The following is a 21456-nucleotide window of genomic DNA, read 5'->3' as shown; positions in this document are numbered from 1 at the left end:
AATTACAATATTATTAATTCAGGAATAACAGAAAGCCGTTCGCAAGAACGGCTTTTTTTGCTCAAAAAATTAGCTAATTAAAAACATATCAACTATTTACAACATATTTTATTTTTTGGCGTTAAATTTGTAATCATCATTTAAGCCTAAAAAAAAAGGTTAACAATCAAAAATCAAACAAATCAATCATGTTAAAACAATTTTTCATTCTCTGTTCAGGGGCCGATAAAGACTTACTTGAAGGCTGCTCCGAAGGCGAACAAACCAAATACGTAGGTATTGGCGCCACCGTTTTCTTTACTGCTGTAATGGCTTTTATTGCCAGTGCTTATGCATTGTTCACTGTTTTTGACAATATTTATCCTGCCTTACTCTTTGGATTAGTTTGGAGTTTACTAATCTTTAATTTAGATCGATTTATTGTTTCTACTATTCGAAAAAGAGACAAATTCAGCAGTGAATTTCTTCAAGCAACTCCGCGAATTATTTTGGCAGTTATTATTGCAATAGTAATTTCGAAACCACTGGAAATTAAAATTTTCGAAAAGGAAATTAATACAGTTCTCTTGAAAGAGAAAAATACAATGGCTTTGAATAATAAAAAGGAAGTTGCCAATTATTTCAAAGGTGATTTAGACAAAAACAAAGCTGAAATCGATAGTCTAAAATCAGATATAAATAAAAAGGAGAAAGAAGTTAATGTACTTTACGAAACCTACATCACTGAAGCAGAAGGAACCGCTGGAACTAAAAAATTGGGCAAAGGACCCGTTTTTAAGGAAAAAATAGCTAAGCATAATTTGGCTTCAGCGGAGTTAGAAACAATTAGAAAAACAAACTTAGCTAAGATTGCTGAAAAAGAAAGTAAAACTAAAATACTTCAACAAGATTTAGAAAAGAAAGTGAGCGAAGCACAACCTATCATTGATGGTTTTGATGGTTTAATGGCTCGAATAAATGCGTTGGACAAATTACCTTGGTTGCCTTCGTTTTTTATAATGCTGTTATTTTTAGCTATTGAGACCTCTCCTATAATCGCTAAATTATTATCGCCTAAAGGAGAATATGATTTTAAACTTGAGGATTTAGAAACGGCTTTAAAAGCAACTTTAGACCAAGATAAATACCAACGTGCTTTATTAGTAAAAACAAGTGCTGCGATGCACGATAAAGTATATGCCGATATTGCTGACGACAAAAATCTATACGATTTACAGCGAAAAAAAGCGACAGAACTACTGGAATTACAAGCTAACAATTTTGTAGAAAAGCAAAAAAGAACTTTATAAAGTAAAAGGCAGTCTAATCAGACTGCCTTTTACTTTATTATGCTATCAGTGATTTATAATTCCGCGAATACTTGATCTAAATTATCAACAAAAGCATCTGCATTTTCTTTACTGAAAATAATGGGCGGTTTTATTTTAAGGACATTGTATAATGGTCCATCTGTACTCATTAAGAAACCTCGATCTTTCATTCTTTCAACTATATGATTAATTTCAGGAACAGCAGGTTTCATTGTTATTCTATCTTTTACAAGTTCTACTCCCACGAATAATCCGTTTCCACGAACATCACCAATCATATTGTATTTTGGTTTTAATGATGCTAATCGGCGTAGCAAATAATTTCCAACTTCTAACGCATTTTTCTGTAATTCCTCTTCCTCAATTACATTTAAAACCGCTAAGCCCGTTGCCATCGAAACTGGGTTTCCACCAAAGGTGTTGAAATATTCCATACCGTTATTAAAAGCATCGGCAATTTTTTTAGTCGTGATTACGGCTGCCAAAGGATGTCCGTTTCCTATTGGCTTACCTAAAACAACAATATCTGGAACGACATCCTGCAGTTCGAAACCCCAAAATTTTGTACCCACTCTACCAAATCCAACTTGCACTTCATCAGCTATGCAAATTCCGCCAGCCTTTCTCACTTTGGTATAAACTTGTTTTAGATAATTTGGTGGCAATGCTATTTGACCTCCTACACCTAGCAAAGTTTCGCAAATGAAAGCCGCTGGTTTTTTAGATTCTATTTCTAAAGATTGAATAATACGATCAACATCTTGAGCGTACTTTTCACCTGCTTGATTGTCTCCGTATTTGAATGCACCGCGATACATATCAGGATTTTGTGCTTTATGGATGTACGGCATTTTTCCAAAACCACCTTTCCCATCAAATTTGTACGGACTCATTTCAATTGCGGTAGTTGATGTTCCATGATACGCATGATCCAGAACGATGACATCCTTTTGTTTGGTGAAATGACGACTCATTCTTATTGCTAAATCATTTGCTTCACTACCAGAATTGGTGAAATAACAAACCGTCAATTCCTGAGGTAATGTTGCTGTCAACCGCTTTGCATATTCAACAATTTTATCGTTTAAATAGCGCGTATTAGTGTTAAGTGTAGCAATTTGTTTTTGCATTGCTTGCACAACCGCAGGATGGCAATGACCGACATGACTAACGTTATTTACACAATCTAGAAAAGTATTTCCTTGATCGTCATAAAGGTATTGAAGCGCTCCTTTATCGATTTTTACTTTATTATGATAACTAATACTGAGATTATTGCCAAGATATTGTTTTCTCTCCTTTAAAATAGTTTCGTGATTCTCATTTTGATTTATCACAGCAGAAAATCCGCAAGCAAGCCTAAATTCATTGTGCGCTTTTAATGGGTTTATTTTAATAAGCTGATGCATTAACTGCCAAGCTGGTTTTTCTGTTAAAAAATGATGCTCGTTTGAACTGTCGTTTGAATAATTAAAAGCTGACTGACATAAACTAATACACAACCTACCCGCAATTAAATAATATAATAGAGAAACTTCTAATTCAGTTATAACCATTTTACTGTGATAGCCTTTTACAATTTCAGCAGCAACCTCCAGCGGTTTTTCACTGTCTAACATTGCATAGGTACACGCAATTGCCAAATTATTTATCAATGACGTACAAACCATATCGCCAAAATCAATCAAACCTGTGATTTGGTCACCTTCGACTAAAACATTATAGTCATTAGCATCGTTATGAATTACTGCATTTCGCAACGACGAAATATGAGGTTGCACCTCAGTTTCAAATTGCATCAAAAAATAAGCAACTAAACGCCTGTTTTCATGTGATTTTATGTAATTAAGGTTTTTTCTAACGTCAAGTGTATTTTTGACATCCCAATCATAGTGACGGTTTGCCGCTGAATGTTTGAAATCCTTTAATATTAAATCCATTTCGCCTAAAAACGATCCTAAATTGTAGGATAGAGCGAGCGTTTTTTCTTTTTGGTTTACCCAAAAATCGCCTTCTAAATAGCTGAGTAATCTAAAATAGTAAGTACTTCCATCAAATATAATTTTGCCGATATCAACACTGCTGTTTGCTGGGATATAATGCTGAAATTTTTTAGATAAAGCACTTTTTGAAAGAAGATTTATCATTTGAACTTGAGCATCGAGAAAATAGGGGTTATGTTCTTCAGTGGCAATTTTGAAAATATATTTTTTCCCCGATGAATCAGTTAGCAAAAAGTTCAGTTCATCATATCCGTTTAAAATCCTACAACTTACATCTAAATTGTAATGTTCTGCTATTAAAGAAATTATAAATGATTCGGTAAATTTCATAATAGGTGCGGTTTATTATTCTAGTTTTGAATGCAATCTAATTAAAGTAATCGCAAAAGAGAATTTGTTATATGGGCAAAAAAAAGCAGCCTCGAAAGACTGCTCAAATTTAATTTATTTTTGATTACATATAGCTCAAAATATCCTTTTTGAAGGCATCATACTCTCCTTGCATGATCAGCCCATTATCTAAAAGTTTTTTATAATTCTGTAATTTCTCAAAAAGTTCATCTTGAGACAAACCACTTAAACCATGTTCTTTTGCAACTTCAACTTGAGGAGTAAAATCTTCCTTATTCATATTAAACACTGGAGGAGTAACGGGCATTATCTCAGCGAAGTTAGTCACTTCTTCCGTGTCCATTTCTTCAATGATTTCTGCTTCTTCGATAATCTCAACTTCTTCAAAACTATCTTCAGGAAGTATTTCATCCATAATAATGACTTCTGGAGCAACGCCATTTTTTAAAATGTCCAATTGTTCTTTAGCGTAAGTAAAAATTTTCCTCGCTTGAATTTTCGGAATATAATCAATCGATACTGACATGTCCGTTTTAGTCGAAAAAGAAAATTCAGAACCTAGAATATTTTCTTTGACAAAAGTACCGTCAATTTGATCCCAAGTATAATCAGTAAAATCCATCGACAAACCGAGATTTTTAGGCTGACAAATGATTATTCTCTTATTTGTCATCACTATTCCATCTGGCAAGACAGTTATTGCTGGCTTTTTTTGTACGGCAATATATCCTATTTCTTCATTCTTCATTAACAAATCACTTAATTTTGAAGCAATCTTTTCAATCGCTTTTGGATCTTGCTCTTCGTTTAAAAACTTTTTAAATTGTTCCTTCATATCGATGCTGAATTAATTTCAGTTGCTTTTTATTTTTATTTGTAAATACTCTACAAAAGTAATACCTAATTTTATAATTCGTAAATCTCTATTTGCAATTTCTTTGTTAAACTTTTGAAAACCAAATCATAGGAATGATCAATTAATTTTTTGATGATGACATCTGAAACTGCTTTGTTTATATTAACAGTATTCCAATGCACTTTACTCATGTGAAATCCTGGCTTAATATCGTCGAACTCAGCTCGTAGTTCAACAGCACGATCTGGATCGCATTTTAAATTAACCGAAGGCTCTTGCAATTCCCATCCTTTCAAAGAGGATAGCGAAAATACCTTTCCGCCAATTTTAAAAACTAAGGTGTCATCGTCGAATGGAAAATGCTCAGTAGCTCCTTTTTTAGAAAGGCAATACTCATAAAAGTTTTCTAAATTCATTTGATAACTTTTTCCATTAATTTTTCTGGGTGTGCCAATTCATTGAAGCCAAATTTTTTATATAAAAAATGAGCATCTTTAGTAGCCAATCGCCATATTTTAATTTTCTGAAGCTGTGGTTCCTTCATCATAGTATCGATCAAAATAGTGGAATAGCCCTTACCTCGATGTTCTTCGATTATAAAAACGTCCATTAAATAAGCAAAAACCACGTAATCAGTAATTACTCTCGCAAAACCGATTTGCTTGTCATCAAGATAAACTCCAAAACAAAAAGAGTTATCAATTGAAGTTTGCACCTCTTGAATTGTTCGACCTGCAGCCCAATAAATATCTTTTAGAAAGTGCTGAATAAAATTCACATCTAACTTACTTTTATCAGTAGATACAGTTATATTATTCATATTTCAATTTTTAAAATATCATATAGAATTGGTTTACTTGGACTAGCGTCGTTTTCAAAAGAAGCAATTTGCAAATTAAGTAAATAGCTTCCATCACTGATTTCATATGCAATAAATATCATTTCAGTAATTGTAGCTTCTAACCTCGCATCTGAATTCAAATTAGTAACATCCTTAACATTCCAAAAAGCTTTGTGCGCTAATAACTTTCCTTCGTCATGCTCTTTATCAACGCTTGGTAGATCAATTAAAAGATGTTTTATTCCGCTTTCTCGAATAAAAACTGAAGCATCTTCACTAAGATAAGGTGGATTTGTATTAGAATATTTTCTAGATAACTTATCTGTAGTATTTGGCAATGTCCTTATGATAATCGCTTCTGGACTTTTTCCATCTAAAGCATTTACGATTTGATCCTCAGAAATCACTAAATCTTCTCCCATCAATTCTGGTTGAATACTAACCAATTCAGCTAAAAAAAAGAACTTTTTCAAGCATTGATTGATGCTATAAAAATCTCTTGTTATATGTCCAAGACATTCCGTATGCGTTCCGTGACCGTGAGGATTAAATTTAATATTATTAAAATTTGTAGAAGCCCCTTTTTCAACACTTCCTACCCAATCATCTACGAATACTGGATTTATTTCCGGCTTATCGATATACCAAGCAATAGGATTTTCATCTGTATTCGTTAGTGGAATAGAGATGTCAATTGGTTTTGATAAATCGACTTCGAAATTATTGATTCTTGCTATCATTTATGCTGAATTTATTTCAGCATCTCGCCTTGAGACGCAATTACAAATCTAAATATAAATCTCTCGATTCTGGGTTTAAAAACTTTGATAAATTCCATTTCCAATCTTTATGCCAATTTTTTAACTGTTTTTCTCTTTGAAAAGCATCTGTGATATCATCAAATTCTTCAAAATATATTAAAATTGTCGCATTATATTTTTTAGTAAACACTGCTCCAGTACCATTTTTAGGAGAATCCATTCTATTTTTAAGATTTCTAGTTGCTCCAACATATAAAACGCTGTGATTTTTATTAGTCAAAATATAAGTATATCCCTTTTTCATAAAAATCAACGTTTTAAATGCAAAGATCCTGAAACTAGTTCAGGATAAATAAGTCTGACGCAATCCCGTCGGTTAAGAACTTTCCTTTTTTTGTAGTCTTCAAGACGGCATTTTCGATAATAAGCAATTCATCATCCAGGAATTTCATGGCTTGCTTATGCAAATATTTCAAATAATCAGCTCCAAATTCTTTTTCAACTCGATTTAAGGAAACTCCCCAGATAGTGCGCAAACCAGTCATTATATATTCATTATAACGATCGGCTAGCGATAAAATTTCAATTTCGTTTGGTATTTTATCCTCTTGAATAGATTTCAAATAAATAGGATTATTAGCTACGTTCCAACTTCTAGAAACCCCATCATAACTGTGTGCTGAAGGACCTATACCAATGTATTTTTTACCTAACCAATAGGCTGAATTATTTTTGGAAAAATAATTCTCTTTCGCAAAATTAGATAATTCGTAATGGATAAATCCTTTCGATTTTAATACTTCCACTAAAATAGAAAAGTGTTCTTGCGCTACGTCATCACTGGGTGGCGCAATTTTTCCGGTTTGAATTAATTTATTTAAAGCTGTTCTTGGCTCCACCGTTAAAGCATAACTAGAGATATGCGGGATGCCAAAAGAAATAGCTGTTTCGATATTCTGTTTCCATTTTTCATTACTCATTCCCGGAATGCCGTATATTAAGTCAACTGAAATATTATCGAAATAGTTTGTTGCGTATTCTAAACATTTTTTGGCTTCCACCGAATTATGTGCGCGATTCATCATTTTTAAATCTTCTTCATAAAAAGATTGAATCCCAATACTGAGTCGGTTAATTTTACTTTTCGCTAATTCTAAAATTCGTTCTTGAGACAAATCATCTGGATTGGCTTCAAGAGTAATTTCAGGATTTTCGGTAACGGTGTAGTTTTGATAAACGGCATCAATTAGGAAATTTATTTCTTCTGAAGTTAGCACGCTTGGCGTTCCACCACCGAAATAAATAGTTTCAACAATTTCATCTTCTGATTCACTTTTGCGCATTTGAATTTCTTTGGCTAAAGCCAAAACAATCTCTTCTTTCTTCTTCATCGAAGTCGAAAAGTGAAAATCGCAATAATGACAAGCTTGCTTACAAAAAGGAATGTGAATGTAGATTCCGGACATTTTAAAATTATATAATTTGGAAATTAGAAAATGGGATAATTTTACAATTATCTGATTGACCCATTTACTAATTATCACATTATTTTTTCACTCTAGATTCGTTATTTTTTACAAAAGCATCCCAACCTGTATAGCTTTTTTCACCAACCACTTTTCCAGAATTAAAAAAGTGACAAACTGCAGCAGCTAAGCCATCAGTGGAATCTAGGTTTTTTGGCAATTCCTTCAGTCCTAAAAGCTGCTGCAACATTTTAGCAACTTGCTCCTTACTAGCATTTCCATTTCCAGTAATTGCCATTTTGATTTTCTTAGGCTCGTATTCAGTAATAGGAATATCTCTTGACAAACCTGCTGCCATAGCAACTCCTTGCGCACGACCTAACTTCAACATAGACTGTACATTTTTTCCAAAAAAAGGTGCTTCTATAGCAATTTCGTCAGGGTGATGCGTATCTATAAGTTCGATAGTACGTTCAAAAATGCGTTTCAATTTCATGTAATGATCGTCCATTTTATTCAGCTGTAATTCATTAAGCTGCATGAATTCCATCTTTTTATTGACAATTTTTATCAATCCAAAACCCATAATTGTTGTTCCGGGATCAATTCCTAATATGATTCTTTCGTTAGCCATTTTATTGTAAAGGTCTTATTAGCTTGATAGCCTCTAGACATTATTTTTATTTATTGTGGAGATATTATGGAAGTTAACTACAAAGTTTAGCTCACCATTATTATGATTCTCTAAATGTTGAAGATATAGCATTCACACTAAGAATTTTGCTTTTCTTTGCACTCATGATTTCAATTTCACACAAAACTAAGCAATTCCTAGTTCTTATAATCAAACTTTTGATTGTGAGTGGCGCATTCTATTTTATTTACAATCAATTAGCCAACAATGACAAGTTAAATTGGGAGGAGTTTATGGTTTTATTTAAAAAAAATCAATCTGTAGCTGGAATTAGTTTTATATTGTTACTGAGCGTTTTAAATAGATTTTTTGAGATTTTAAAGTGGCAGAATCTAGTTTCTTTTATTCATAAAATTTCCAAAGCTGAAGCTACAAAACAAGTCCTTGCTGCATTAACTGCTGGATTATTTACTCCAAACGGAGTAGGAGAATATGCTGGCAAAGCGCTTTTTTATAAAAAATCAGAGGCTAAGAAAATTCTATTTTTGAATTTAATATGTAATGGAATTCAAATGGTACTGACAGTACTTTTTGGAATTTTTGGATTATTATATTTCAATGCTAATTACAATATTATTACAACTAAAACTGTAGTTATTCTTTTTGGAACTTTAATTCTAACTTTCGGTTTATTATTTTCAATTAAAAAATTAACAATAAAAGGATATTCTATTGAAATTTTGATTCATAAAATTAATGAGATTCCGAAAGCAATACATCAAAATAACATTTTTCTGGCAATTTGTCGATACCTTGTTTTTTCTCATCAATATTATTTTTTATTCCTTGCTTTTGATATCGACTTACCTTATTTAGTTCTTATGTCATCGATAACAAGCGTCTACTTTCTTGGTTCGTCCTTACCTACTTTTCAGTTTTTAGATTTTGCTGTTAAGGGAAGTGTCGCGGTCTATTTCTTCGGGATTTTAGGAGTAAATGAGTGGATTGTTGTTTTTATTTCAACTTTGATGTGGTTTTTAAATATAGTCTTGCCAGTAATTATTGGGAGTTATTATGTTTTAAATTTTAAGAGTCCTTCAAACAAAACTTTATTGGTAGACAGTGAACCAAGTCTAAAAGAATGATCAGCTTCATTTTAATATCATTATTACTAATTTATGTTTTTACCATTGGAATCTTAATCTATGGATTTTCTAAAGTATCTGCTATTAGTTCGAATGAATTAAAGCCAATAACACATTTTACGATAATTGTGCCCTTTCGTAATGAGGAAGATAATTTACCTCATTTACTTAATAGTTTTTCAAAATTAAATTATCCTATCAATTTATTTGAAGTCTTGCTTGTTGATGACGAATCTGAGGAAATTTATAAAGTTAAGCATACAAACTTTAAAATTCGCGAAATAAAAAACGAGAGATCTTCTAACTCACCAAAAAAGGACGCAATTACTACTGCCATGAAATATGTAAACTCAGAATGGGTAATCACAACAGATGCAGACGGTGTGGTGTATAAAAACTGGTTGTTAACGCTAGATCACTACATTCAATTACATAAAGTTTGCATGATTGCTGGTGCAGTCACTTATGCTATTGATAATTCCTTCCTTCATCATTTCCAACAGTTAGATTTGGCGAGTTTACAAGGAGCAACTATTGGAAGTTTCGGAATTGGGAAAGGATTTATGTGCAATGGAGCTAATTTTGCTTATAAAAAAAGCTTTTTTACAGAGTTAAATGGCTTTGAAGGAAATGATAAAATTGCAAGCGGTGATGATGTTTTCTTATTACAAAAAGCAATTAAACATTCTCCTGAAAAAGTATATTATCTCAAGTCGAAAGAAACAATTGTCACTACAAAAGCATTAGACCATTGGAAATCCTTATTTCATCAAAGAGTGCGCTGGGCATCAAAGACGAGTTCCTATCAAAGTAGATTTGGGAAAGTGCTTGGCCTCATAGTGTTTATAGGAAATTTAAGTCTTGTAATAGCAATAGGACTCACCACTTTAGGTCTTTTTTCATGGATTACTGTACTGCTCCTAGCTTCTTTAAAGTTTGCTATTGATAGTATTTTAATTCGTCAATCAAATTCTTTTTTGACGACCGATAAAATAAGATTTCTTCTTCTAAGCAGTTTATTATATCCTTTTTTTAGCGTTAGCGTAGCTCTTTACTCATTGTTAGGAAAATACGAGTGGAAAGGACGACGATTTTAGTTTGTACTTTTTTTGACGCCTTAAGAAACATTTTTCGCGAAAATTTTAAATTAAGAAGGAAGTAAGTCCATTCACTATACTCTAGCCCTGATGGTAGCGGCATCTTTTTATGAAGTCCCTGAGCTTTGGGACAGAATAAAAAATACAGCGGACACCAGGAAATAGCTCCTAATTCAAATTGTAATACTGATATTTTTATTTCTCGACTTTGATAATAACAGGAAGAATAAACTGTGTTTTTACTGGAATTCCTCGCTTAATAGCTGGATTTACTTTAGGGAAATCCACTAAACGAACTTTTAATATACTGTCAATCTTGATTCGATCATAAGCCACAGAATCTTTAGGAAATTGAGGTTCAAACTGCATTGTGGCATTAGGGAAAATAGTGACTTTTACTTCAATTGTGTCTAATTTCGGGTAGAGCATTGATAAGGTATCGACACTTAATTTTTCCTGAATAAGCTGCGTTAACACATCAAAAAAACATTGTTGGCGCTGCGCTTTGTTTTCAATTTTATCACAATCAGAAAGTGAAGGATATTCATCTACTTCCTTCCAATTAATGGATTTCAATTCTTTTTGTAGCAGTTCCTTTTCCGAAGGCACTTGCTTTTCGAAAAACTGACAGGAATTAAAAAGAAAAATGATTAAAATAAAGTAATAGTGCTTCAAGGTTTTTGTTTTTCAATTGAACTAATATTGTATAAAAATACAATTATTTTTTTTGAGTTTCTTTAGAAAGCAAATATTGTTCGTAGGATTCAGCAAACCACTTTTCTTTATTTTGCTGTGCAATATCTTTTTCTTCAGGATATAATGCGGCTAATCGATCTGAAAAAATACCGATTTTAATGGTATAATTATAAAATTCTTCTTTGGATAGAATTATAGATTTGCTAGCTTTTTTATCAGAAAATTCAAAAAACAGAGCGTCAAAATCTTTAAAAGAATAATTTAGTACTTTTACTTTATTCGCCTCGTAAATTCGTTCTTTTATGTCGGCGTCAGCACTATTTTTATTAATTTCTTGTGCATAAACATTATGTCCCATAGATGATAAAGAAATAGCTACTGAATAAAAAAATACTTTTTTAAAATAACGCATCATAGTGATTTTTACTGTTTCCAAAATTACTAAAAATAATCATATGGATATTTTACTTTTAACGCTCGGATTTTTATGTATGATAGTTGGTATCATTGGTAGTTTTATGCCAGTTTTGCCTGGCCCAAGTATCAGTTGGATTGGTCTACTCTTGCTATACTTTACGAATGCTGTGCCGATAAATTATTGGATATTAGGAATTACTTTAGCGATAACGGTGGTTATCTCTATTTTAGATTTTGTTATTCCGGCGAAAGGAACCAAGAAATTTGGTGGAAGCTCGTATGGGATTTGGGGAACAAATATTGGATTAGTAATCGGAATTATAGCGCCAATACCTTTTGGATTTCTTATCGGTCCTTTTGTTGGAGCTTTAATTGGAGAACTTTTATTCGACTATAAAGATCATAAAAGAGCTATGAAAGCAGCTGCTGGTTCATTTGTTGGTTTCTTAGCGTCAAGCTTTATGAAATTTGTAATTTGTGTTATGTTTTTAGGATTATTTGTTTGGATTGCGTGGCAATATAAGGGAGAGCTTTTTTAAATGTAATTTTCGAAATAATACTATTTTGAAAGGCAGAAAACAAGTAAAGTTTATTTATTTATGATTAATGACTCAATTTTCAAATATATAAATAACTTTGGCTTTTAACTTTTTTATAATTTATTATAAAGAGAAAACATTATTTCACTATAAAAATTAACAGTTGAATAAAGATACTATAAATACCTCTTTTTTTATTCATCAATTGAAGCAGGGTCAAAACTCTGCTTTCGAAACGCTGTACCATTTATATTTTCAAAAATTATCGCACTTTGCCAATAGCTATATTGAAAACGATGAGGAGGCTAAGGAAATCGTACAGAATGTGTTTTTTAAACTTTGGAAAAAACGTGAAAAATTAGACATTGAAATTAATTTACATGCCTACTTATTTAAAATGGTTAAAAACTCGTGTCTCGATTATTTTAAACATCAAAAAGTAAAAGCAAACTACAGCCAACATTGCGAAAATGAAAGAAAAACAATTAATGATTTAGCTTTGATGGATGAGCCGAGCAGTCAATATATTGAAAATGAATTGTTGCAAAAAATAAACGCTTCCGTTGACAAACTTCCTGAAGCATGCAAACGCATATTTATTAAAAGTAGATTTCAAGGCATGAACCACAAAGAGATTGCAGAGGAATTAGAAATTTCTACAAAAACAGTTGAAAATCAAATCACAAAAGCGCTGAAGTTTTTACGATTAGAATTAAAAGAATACACCGCACTTTTTTTATAAAATAAAAAAAATCATCTTCACGTAGGGGAAACCTAAAAATGAATCGTCTTAGTATAAAAACATACTATGACAGTAGCTGATTTAATAAAGTTTATTGAGAGAAAAGGTGATGCTCAGTTTGACCAAGAAGTAATTTCTTGGGTAAATGCTACTCCTGATAATCTAGCTTTATACAGTAAAACCAAAGCTAAGCACGTCATTGATACATTAGATTCTATTTCTGAAAGTACTTCTACCGCAGAAAATTATACCGACTTTGTTAAAAAGAGAAAAACAAGAAAAAAATCTTTTCGTTACTTCCTTAAAATCGCGTCTATCTTAATAGTACCATTTTTACTATCCACTTATATTTATTTCAACTTTAAAGAAGCAACTCCTGAAACAGCAAAAGTTGTTTATAGTTCATCTGTTAAAGAGCAAAAAACTGTTACTCTTGCGGACGGAACAGTCATTTGGCTAAATGCTGAAAGTAAAATCGTTCTTGATGATAATTACAATTCCAAGGAAAGAAGGTTGAAGTTATATGGAGAAGCATTCTTCGACGTTGTAAAAAATAAAAATAAACCATTTATTGTTGAAACTGCTTCGGGAATACGAGTAAAGGTTTTAGGAACAAGCTTCAATATTAAATCCTATTCTTCTGAAAAAAGTGTAGAAACAACGCTAGTTACTGGAAAAGTAGAATTATATAATCAAAAGGAAGACAAGGCACTGATTACTTTAAGTCCTAAGCAGAAAGCTACCTTTTCTAAAAAAGAAAATGAACTAGCTGTCACGCAAGTCAATATTGAAAACAATATTGCGTGGAAATCAGGACAATTAATTTTCGACAAAACACCACTAGATGAATTTGCTTTGAACATCGAACGCTGGTTTGATATTAAAGTAGTTATCAAATCTGATAATTTTAAAGGCTACTCTTTTTCAGGAAAAATTGAAAAGACAAACTCAATCCAAGATATTATTAAAGTGCTAGAAGTTTCGTCTAATTTAAATTGCATTTACACTGAAAATGACAAAACATTACTGATTAAATCAAAATAAAAAAAGAGAGTGCGCTAACACTCTCTTAATTTACAAGGCTTTAAAGCTGAATACCGTCTCTAAACAAAATACTAACCAAAAACCCAACGTTAAAATTATGAAAAAAAACCGAATTAAAAAGAACTCTACTAGAAGCAGTTCGGCTTCTTTAGATAAATTTATTAGAATAATGAAAATATATTCTGTGTTAGTTGCCCTTACTATTTTTAAAATCTCTGCTACAAGCTTACCTACGTATGGTCAAAAAATCGCAATCGATTATAATAAAGCGACTTTAAAAGAGATAATCTCAAATATCGAAGGCCAATCTGAATTTACATTTTTTTACAATAACACTTTAGTAGATGAAAATACACTTATTACCGTTAAGGCTTCCTCTAATAAAATTAATAGTGTATTAGACAAGACATTTAAAGGAACAGGTATTTCTTATGAGCTAATGAATAAAAAGGTGATCCTTTTTAAAGGAAATACGGAGCCAACTTTCAAGAATTTATTATTAAAAAACGATAAAACGCTCGAAAGTAATTCGCTTTTACAAGAAAAAATAGATGTAAAAGGTACTGTAGTAGATGCATCAGGTTTACCTCTACCGGGTATTAATGTAATTATCAAAAACACCACTATAGGAACAGTAACTGATTTTGATGGAAACTTTAGTTTGAAAGCTAATTATGATGATATCATTGAAATAAGCTTCATTAGCCTTAAAACAGAGACAAGGAAAGTTACAAAACAAAATACCAGTTTTAAGATTATCATGCAAGATGATATTAGCGCATTAAATGAAGTTATTGTTGTAGCGTATAACAAGCAAAGCAAAAGTTCTTTTACAGGAGCAGCTGTTAATGTTGATGTTTCTAAAATTCAAGAAACACCAGTAGCATCTTTTCAAGAAAGTTTACAAGGCAATGTAGCGGGAGTACAAATGTCATCCGCTAGTGGACAACCCGGATCTGCACAAAGTATTCGTATTAGAGGTGTGGGTTCTATTAACGCTAATTCAGATCCTTTGTATGTTGTGGATGGAATTCCTGTAGTTTCAGGAAACATATCAACAATTGCAACTAGTTCTAATACGATTGCAGGAATAAATCCTAAAGACATTGAAACAATAACAGTTCTCAAAGATGCTTCAGCAACTTCTATTTATGGATCTAGAGGAGCAAATGGAGTTGTACTTATTACAACTAAAAAAGGAAAATCTGGAAAAACGAAATTTGATTTCAACACACAATATGGAGTGAGCGAAATGATACTTTCAAAAAGAAATAGGTTACTTAATACTCCAGAACATTTAGAATTAATGATTGAGAGCCGAATCAATATTGGCGATAGCCCTGAAGTCGCTCAAAAATATATTTATGATCAAGTTGATGAAAATGTAAATACTAATTGGCAAGATGTAATAGGAAGAACAGGAGAATACAGACAATATGGATTAAGTGCTAGCGGCGGTAGTGATAAAACGACGTTTTACTCTTCTTTAGGAATTTATGATCAGCAAGCAGTAATTATTGGCGTAGACTATAAAAAATTGAATGCTAAAGTAAACATCAATCACAAAGCAACTGATAAATTATCGATGAACTTTGGTGTAGCTGCAAGTAACCAAGTTTTAAATACTATTGATGAAGCAGGTAACGCAAATAATCCAGTGAGAGCGATGACTAGAGAAGTGCCATGGCAACCAGTTTATAATGCGGACGGAAATTACAATACTAGCATCTTATTGACTTATAATCCTGTGGGAATTGCAAAAGATAACATTAGAAAATCAAATCTATATGGAATCTTAGGAAACATAGGACTTAATTATGATTTCAATAAAGACCTTTCATTTGAAACTAAAGGAAATGTTGACTTTAACATCGCTGATGAATTTCAGTATGATAATCCTTATTTTGGAGAAGGTAGAAATGATGGAGGACGCGGAAGAGCTTCAGATAACATAGTTCTGAATTGGAACGTAACTAATTTACTAAAGTATAATTTAGACCTAAACGAATCTAATAATTTTAAATTTTTGTTGGGTCAAGAGGCACAGAAAATTTCTAGCAGTTCCGTATTTGCTTATGCTAGTAATTATGGTGCTCCAGGATTAACATCTTTAGATAATGCATCTGTCTATAGAGATGCATCAAGTGCAAAGACCGCTTCATCGCTCGCTTCCTTGTTTTTCAATGTTAGTTACGGTTTGAATAATAAATATTTTTTAAACGTTACTGGAAGAAGAGATGGCTCTTCCCGTTTTGGGTCTGATGTAAGGTATGCTAATTTTGGTTCGATAGGAGCGGGTTGGAATATTGACAAAGAAACATTTATGGAGGACTTAACTTTTGTCAATAAGCTAAAGTTGCGATCAAGTTATGGTATCAACGGAAACCAAGAAATAGGCGATTTTGCTTCTAGAGGACTTTATAGTACTGGCGATGATTACAATGGAAAACCTGGATATTCTTACAGCCAGCAATCCAATCCATCCTTAACTTGGGAAAAAAACAAGCCTTTCAACATCGGTGTAGATTTTGGATTATTCAATAGATTATCTGGAACTTTCGAATACTATACTAGAACTACTACTGACCTTTTATTTAAAGTACCAATTTCTGCCACTAATGGTATTACTAGTTATTTAGACAATGTGGGAGAGATGAAAAACAGTGGAATTGAACTTGCTTTATCAGCTAATATATTTGACAACACGGACGGTTTTTCATGGAGATCAGATTTTAATATCACCACAAACACAAATAAGATTTTAAAATTGCAAAATAACGAGCCAATCATCGAAGATAACTATATCCGCGAAGTGGGAAGTGATTTTTACATGTTTTATATGCCAGGATACGCAGGTGCAGATCCACAAAATGGAAACGCACTTTGGTATACAAATGAATCAAAGACAACAACAACTAGCGATTATAGTAAAGCTGCACCATACCAACAGGGAAGTGCTTTACCTAAATTTTATTCGGGTTTTACAAATACTTTTAGTTATAAAAACGTGAGTCTATCATTTATGTTATTCTTAAACTCAGGTAATAAAGTTTACGACACATGGGGAAGATATTTAAGTAGTGATGGTAGTGCCAAATTAAATGACAGAGGAAATTTAACACGTCATATTTACGAAAATAGATGGCAAAAACCGGGAGATGTCACTGACGTTCCAAAAATGGTTTGGGGTAATACACAATCAGGTTTAGCAAATCAACATTCTACTCGTTTCTTGTATGATGGAACCTATTTAAGGCTGAGGGATATTACACTTGCTTATCAATTACCGTCTACTTTAACTGAAAAATTAAAAGTAAGTAACGTACGTTTTTATCTAAAAGGGACGAATATGCTGACTTGGGTTAAAGACAAAGACTTAGAAATAGATCCAGAAGTTGGAATCAATGGAACCGCAAATCTAAGAATACCAATCTCGAAACAATTTTTAATGGGAGTTGATTTTTCATTCTAAAACTAAAAAAACATGATTTTAAAATTTAAACATATAGTTATTCTTGCAATCATGACGCTCACTGCCTCATGTAGCGAATCATTCTTAGATATTGATCCAGAGCAAAGTGTTGCTGCAGAGAGCGCAGTCATAGATCTTGTAACTTTACAGACAGCATTAAACGGCACATATAGCAAATTGCAAAGCAATGATTATTATGGTCGAACCATGTACATCATTCCGGAATTAATGGCTGATAATCTATACTTGAGTTCTAGAAATACCGGCCGATATTTAGAATACGAAAACTTCGTTGTTTCAGAAAGGAACGGAGAAGCTCAAGGATTATGGGAAAAAGGATATCAAGTAATTGTTAATGCTACTCGTGCCATTGAAGGAGGTAAATTAGTACAAACTACTACTGCTGACCAACAAAAAACTATCAATCAATTAGTTGGCGAAGCTTACGCCTTAAGAGCTTTAGCACATTTTGATTTAGTTAGAGCATTTGCACAACCGTATAACTTTACGCAAGATGCAAGCCATATTGCTGTGCCAATAATTACAGCAGTCAATACGGTTCAAACTTCGCCAAAGAGAAATTCAGTAAAAGAAGTCTACGAACAAATTAAAAATGACTTAATTACTGCTTTAGGATTAATGCAAACTGCAAAAGGAAAAGGAAGCTTTTCAATTGGCGCAGCAAAAGCATTAATGGCAAGAGTAGCAATCTATCAAGATGATACTATTAATGCTATTAAATACAGCTCTGAAGTTATTGACACAGGTGGCTACGGCTTAATAGCTAACAAAGATTATGCTACATTATGGAACATTAAATTCAATAATGAAACATTATTTGAAGTTGTAAATACAATTGCAGACAATGAAGGTAGTAATAGTTTAGGGCACTTTTTTAATGTTAAAGGATATGCAGATGCATTAGTTAGCTCAGAGCTTTACGCACTTTATAGCGTTCAAGATGTTAGAAGATCAGCAATCACAGCGGGTCCTAAGCCAAGTGCAGAAAAAAATGCATTATTTGTAAATAAGTTTCCAAATGGAACATTGAGCGATGATAATATTAAAATATTACGTTTAGCGGAGCAATACTTAATTCGAGCTGAGGCTTACGCCAAAAAAGGAGAGGATGTACTAGCGCAAAATGATTTGAATGTAATCGCAAAAAGAGCAAATCCTGCAGCAGCAAATGCTACAGAAACAGGAGCAGCTTTATTGAATAGAATTCTCGAAGAACGTAGAAAAGAACTCGCTTTTGAAGGACATCGTCTATTTGATTTAAACAGAAACAAAAAAGACGTAAAAATTATTCAATCTGAAAAAAGTGTTTCAATAAGTTATCCTAACGATAAATTTATTCTACCAATTCCATTGAAAGAACTCAATTCAAATCCATCAATTAAACCTCAAAACAGCGGTTACTAGATGATTTCCATAGAAATTAAACCGTATTTATTACATAAAAAACACGTTTTTAGAATTGCTGTAGGTGCGAGAACGAACACTCCTATTCTACTAATAAAACTAAAATACGATTGTTTTGAAGGATATGGGGAGGCTTCAATGCCTCCCTTATATGGAGAAAGTATAGTTAGTGCGACGCACTTCATAAACACATTTGATTTTAGTCCCTTCTCTTCTCCTTTAGAAATTAGAGCAATTAACAATGCTTTAAATCTGCATGCAGAAGGAAATCCAGCGATTAAAGCCGCTATTGACATTGCCCTTCATGATCTGATAGGGAAAATGAAAAATATGCCTCTATATGAGTATTTTAATCTACCTAAAAAGGAGCTAAAAACTAGCAAAACTATTGGAATAGATAGTGCCGAAATTATTAGGCAAAGAGTATTAGAAGCTGCTGAGTTTCATTTTCTTAAAATTAAACTTGGTGGAGACAACGACGCTGAAATTATCAATGCAGTGCGGAGTGTTTCTGATAAACCCTTGTTCATAGATGCTAATCAAGGCTGGACAAACAAAGAAGAGGCTCGGGATAAAATTGAATGGTTAAAACAGGAAGGCGCTGTTTTCATTGAACAACCGATGCCAAAAATGGCATTTAATGACATGGAATGGTTAGCAGCACACAGCACATTACCATTGATAGGAGATGAAGGAATCCAAAAATTAGAAGATGTAAAAACTGCTAGTAATTTTTATCATGGTATTAATATCAAGTTAATGAAATCAGCAGGATTACAAGAGGCTTTTGCAATGGCGAATTTAGCCAAATCATTAAATTTAAAAATAATGCTGGGTTGTATGTCTGAAACTTCTTGCGCTATAGCAGCAGCAAGTCATTTAGGAGCTATGGCAGATTGGATAGACTTGGATGGGAATTTAGGCGTAACAAATGACCCTTTTCAAGCGCATCAAATAATCAATGGACACATTCATCTCAATGATACTAACGGAATCGGTCTTATAAATCCCGATTGGAACAAAATTGAAAATTATGAATAAAATATATCAAGCTGCAACTCTTATACTTTTATTACTGTCAATTAGCAACTGTACTGTTCAAAATAATAAGAATTCGGAAATAGCTGCAGAAATACAAAATGATAGTTTAGACACCTATTTCTCAAAATTATACAAAGCGAAAATGTTCAACGGAGCAGTCGCTGTAAAAAGAAAAGGCAAACTAATATTTAAAAAAGGATATGGAGTGGCCAACTTGAAAATGCAAAGCCCATTTTTAACATCAACTTCTCTTGAAATTGCTTCCGTGTCAAAGCAGTTTACTTCCACAGCAATACTTTTGCTACAGCAGGAAAACAAATTAAATGTAACTGATTTTGCTTATAAATACCTTGGTGAAGACTTTCCATATCACGAGATAACCATTTCCCAATTACTATCTCACACATCCGGCATTGCAGATTACGAGCCTTATTTTAGAAAAAACTGGAATCCTTCCGTGATTGCTTACAACAAAGACATTTTAAATTACTTTAAAACTGAAAAACCAAAGCTCTTAAGTCCCGTAGGTGAAAAGTATCATTACTCGAACTCAGGATATATTATGCTTGCAGAGATAGTAAACGCAGCTAGCGGCTCTACTTTAGAGAAATATTTAACTAAAAAAGTATTTCAGCCAATGCAAATGAAAAGCACTTATTTTATTGGTCGAGATAGCATTTGGGATAAAAATAATTACGCTCCTGGATACATGTTTAGCTTATCCGAATGTAAAAATGTAATCCCAGAAACTTTACCAAATAATGACTACTATCGTTTTCTAAGCGGACGCTTAGGATCAGGACGACTATCGTCAAGTATAGATGATTTAATAAAGTGGGATGCGTTTTTATATGATGATTCGATTTTAAATGCTTCTTCAAAAGAAGTCGCATTTAGCATACATCCACCAACAATAGATTCATCTGATTATGGTTATGGCTGGCATATTTCAAACGATACTATTAGAGGGAAAAACGTGTTTCACACTGGAAGTTGGGCGGGAAACTTAACATCTATAACTCGTTATCTTACAACCAAAGATTTTGTTATTATTGTCAACAACACCCACAATACAGCATACAACAAAGAAATTCGTATTGCAGTAAATGACTTTCTAAAAGGAAAACCGCTTCAACTACCTAAAGTAAAAGCAAGTGAATTATTCAAAAATTCAGCTTGTCAATTAGATTTAAGTATGATTCCAAAATGGTACGCTGAAAATAGAGACATCTATTGGGATATTTCAAACTTGGAAATACTTCAAAAAGAATATAATAAGATTGGGGAAGCAAATAAAACTGCTATGGTTAAATCAATAATTAATCTAATTCGATCTAGTAACAAATCTTAACTTAATTGGGAATTTACGTTTTTATACTTTAAAGGCAAATTTACTTAACTCTACTGTAAAAGGTTAAAATACAAAATAGTAATACCACCGAGATATGTCATGTTCGTTGTCACGACTTTTTAAGTTGGACAACTTTCATTTAACTGCATTTCTAAGTAGCGAATAATTACTAAAACAATAAATACGTAGTAAAAACTGTAGATTTAGTTAGATTCTATTCACCGTCAAACTTATTGTAATAAAAATCAACTATCTAATTTGAGAT

The 21456-nt window shown here is 32.5% G+C and carries 20 protein-coding genes; 10 read left to right on the top strand and 10 right to left on the bottom strand.

What is annotated here, in order from left to right:
* Nucleotides 1–188 precede the first annotated feature (188 nt).
* Nucleotides 189–1289 carry a DUF4407 domain-containing protein gene (locus tag RCH19_RS02245; RefSeq protein ID WP_343021846.1) on the top strand — a complete coding sequence of 367 codons (1101 nt, stop codon included), beginning with the start codon at nucleotides 189–191 and terminating at the stop codon, nucleotides 1287–1289.
* 53 nt (nucleotides 1290–1342) lie between these two features.
* Here RCH19_RS02245 and RCH19_RS02240 read toward each other — a convergent pair whose 3' ends face one another.
* The 8 genes from RCH19_RS02240 to ruvC form a co-directional block, all read right to left on the bottom strand.
* Nucleotides 1343–3643, bottom strand: a complete 2301-nt coding sequence (locus tag RCH19_RS02240) for an aminotransferase class III-fold pyridoxal phosphate-dependent enzyme (protein WP_343021845.1) — start codon at nucleotides 3641–3643, stop codon at nucleotides 1343–1345.
* 124 nt (nucleotides 3644–3767) lie between these two features.
* Nucleotides 3768–4499 carry a PH domain-containing protein gene (locus tag RCH19_RS02235; RefSeq protein ID WP_343021844.1) on the bottom strand — a complete coding sequence of 244 codons (732 nt, stop codon included), beginning with the start codon at nucleotides 4497–4499 and terminating at the stop codon, nucleotides 3768–3770.
* Between the two features lie 71 nt (nucleotides 4500–4570).
* On the bottom strand, nucleotides 4571–4936 hold the full coding sequence (locus RCH19_RS02230; RefSeq protein ID WP_343021843.1) for an MmcQ/YjbR family DNA-binding protein: 366 nt from the start codon (nucleotides 4934–4936) through the stop codon (nucleotides 4571–4573).
* Nucleotides 4933–5340 (bottom strand): GNAT family N-acetyltransferase, encoded by a 408-nt coding sequence (locus RCH19_RS02225; RefSeq protein WP_343021842.1) that lies wholly within the window; start codon nucleotides 5338–5340, stop codon nucleotides 4933–4935. Before RCH19_RS02225 ends, RCH19_RS02230 begins: the two co-directional genes overlap by 4 nt.
* Nucleotides 5337–6101, bottom strand: a complete 765-nt coding sequence (locus tag RCH19_RS02220; protein WP_343021841.1) for a cyclase family protein — start codon at nucleotides 6099–6101, stop codon at nucleotides 5337–5339. The genes RCH19_RS02225 and RCH19_RS02220 overlap by 4 nt, the downstream gene beginning before the upstream one ends.
* A 40-nt stretch (nucleotides 6102–6141) precedes the next feature.
* Nucleotides 6142–6426 (bottom strand): GIY-YIG nuclease family protein, encoded by a 285-nt coding sequence (locus RCH19_RS02215; protein ID WP_343021840.1) that lies wholly within the window; start codon nucleotides 6424–6426, stop codon nucleotides 6142–6144.
* 34 nt (nucleotides 6427–6460) lie between these two features.
* Nucleotides 6461–7588: a radical SAM family heme chaperone HemW gene (gene hemW, locus RCH19_RS02210; RefSeq protein WP_343021839.1), complete on the bottom strand. Its 1128-nt coding sequence runs from the start codon at nucleotides 7586–7588 to the stop codon at nucleotides 6461–6463.
* A 79-nt stretch (nucleotides 7589–7667) separates the two neighbouring features.
* The gene (ruvC, locus tag RCH19_RS02205) at nucleotides 7668–8222 is read right to left on the bottom strand and encodes a crossover junction endodeoxyribonuclease RuvC (RefSeq protein ID WP_121923845.1); all 555 of its coding nucleotides are present in this window, start codon (nucleotides 8220–8222) and stop codon (nucleotides 7668–7670) included.
* A 164-nt stretch (nucleotides 8223–8386) separates the two neighbouring features.
* On the opposite strand from ruvC, the gene RCH19_RS02200 reads away from it, so the two are divergent.
* Together RCH19_RS02200 and RCH19_RS02195 are read left to right on the top strand one after the other, a co-directional pair.
* Nucleotides 8387–9367: a hypothetical protein gene (locus RCH19_RS02200; RefSeq protein WP_343021838.1), complete on the top strand. Its 981-nt coding sequence runs from the start codon at nucleotides 8387–8389 to the stop codon at nucleotides 9365–9367.
* Nucleotides 9364–10464, top strand: coding sequence for a glycosyltransferase (locus RCH19_RS02195; RefSeq protein WP_343021837.1), 1101 nt, complete (start codon nucleotides 9364–9366; stop codon nucleotides 10462–10464). The genes RCH19_RS02200 and RCH19_RS02195 overlap by 4 nt, the downstream gene beginning before the upstream one ends.
* 195 nt (nucleotides 10465–10659) lie before the next feature.
* Here RCH19_RS02195 and RCH19_RS02190 read toward each other — a convergent pair whose 3' ends face one another.
* Both RCH19_RS02190 and RCH19_RS02185 read right to left on the bottom strand, forming a co-directional pair.
* Nucleotides 10660–11139 (bottom strand): hypothetical protein, encoded by a 480-nt coding sequence (locus RCH19_RS02190; RefSeq protein ID WP_343021836.1) that lies wholly within the window; start codon nucleotides 11137–11139, stop codon nucleotides 10660–10662.
* 43 nt (nucleotides 11140–11182) lie between these two features.
* Nucleotides 11183–11596 (bottom strand): hypothetical protein, encoded by a 414-nt coding sequence (locus RCH19_RS02185; protein ID WP_343021835.1) that lies wholly within the window; start codon nucleotides 11594–11596, stop codon nucleotides 11183–11185.
* A gap of 19 nt (nucleotides 11597–11615) precedes the next feature.
* Here RCH19_RS02185 and RCH19_RS02180 point away from each other — a divergent pair, with 19 nt between their 5' ends.
* The 7 genes from RCH19_RS02180 to RCH19_RS02150 all read left to right on the top strand — a co-directional run bounded on the left by RCH19_RS02180 (nucleotide 11616) and on the right by RCH19_RS02150 (nucleotide 21191).
* Nucleotides 11616–12116 (top strand): DUF456 domain-containing protein, encoded by a 501-nt coding sequence (locus RCH19_RS02180; protein ID WP_343021834.1) that lies wholly within the window; start codon nucleotides 11616–11618, stop codon nucleotides 12114–12116.
* A gap of 163 nt (nucleotides 12117–12279) precedes the next feature.
* Nucleotides 12280–12858 (top strand): RNA polymerase sigma-70 factor, encoded by a 579-nt coding sequence (locus tag RCH19_RS02175; RefSeq protein WP_343021833.1) that lies wholly within the window; start codon nucleotides 12280–12282, stop codon nucleotides 12856–12858.
* A 66-nt stretch (nucleotides 12859–12924) separates the two neighbouring features.
* A complete protein-coding gene (locus tag RCH19_RS02170; protein WP_343021832.1) occupies nucleotides 12925–13902 on the top strand; it encodes a FecR domain-containing protein in 978 nt (325 codons plus the stop codon).
* Between the two features lie 97 nt (nucleotides 13903–13999).
* Nucleotides 14000–17374, top strand: a complete 3375-nt coding sequence (locus RCH19_RS02165; protein WP_343021831.1) for a TonB-dependent receptor — start codon at nucleotides 14000–14002, stop codon at nucleotides 17372–17374.
* A 12-nt stretch (nucleotides 17375–17386) separates the two neighbouring features.
* Complete coding sequence (locus RCH19_RS02160; protein ID WP_343021830.1) at nucleotides 17387–18799, top strand: RagB/SusD family nutrient uptake outer membrane protein; 1413 nt, start codon at nucleotides 17387–17389, stop codon at nucleotides 18797–18799.
* The gene (locus RCH19_RS02155) at nucleotides 18800–19840 is read left to right on the top strand and encodes a dipeptide epimerase (protein WP_343021829.1); all 1041 of its coding nucleotides are present in this window, start codon (nucleotides 18800–18802) and stop codon (nucleotides 19838–19840) included. It begins immediately after the preceding gene.
* Nucleotides 19833–21191, top strand: coding sequence for a serine hydrolase domain-containing protein (locus tag RCH19_RS02150; RefSeq protein ID WP_343021828.1), 1359 nt, complete (start codon nucleotides 19833–19835; stop codon nucleotides 21189–21191). Before RCH19_RS02155 ends, RCH19_RS02150 begins: the two co-directional genes overlap by 8 nt.
* The last annotated feature ends 265 nt before the right edge of the window (nucleotides 21192–21456 follow it).

This window comes from Flavobacterium sp. PL12, from assembly GCF_039123485.1.
In the GTDB taxonomy this organism is placed as follows: domain Bacteria; phylum Bacteroidota; class Bacteroidia; order Flavobacteriales; family Flavobacteriaceae; genus Flavobacterium; species Flavobacterium weaverense.
This window is presented reverse-complemented; position numbering and strand designations above follow the sequence as displayed.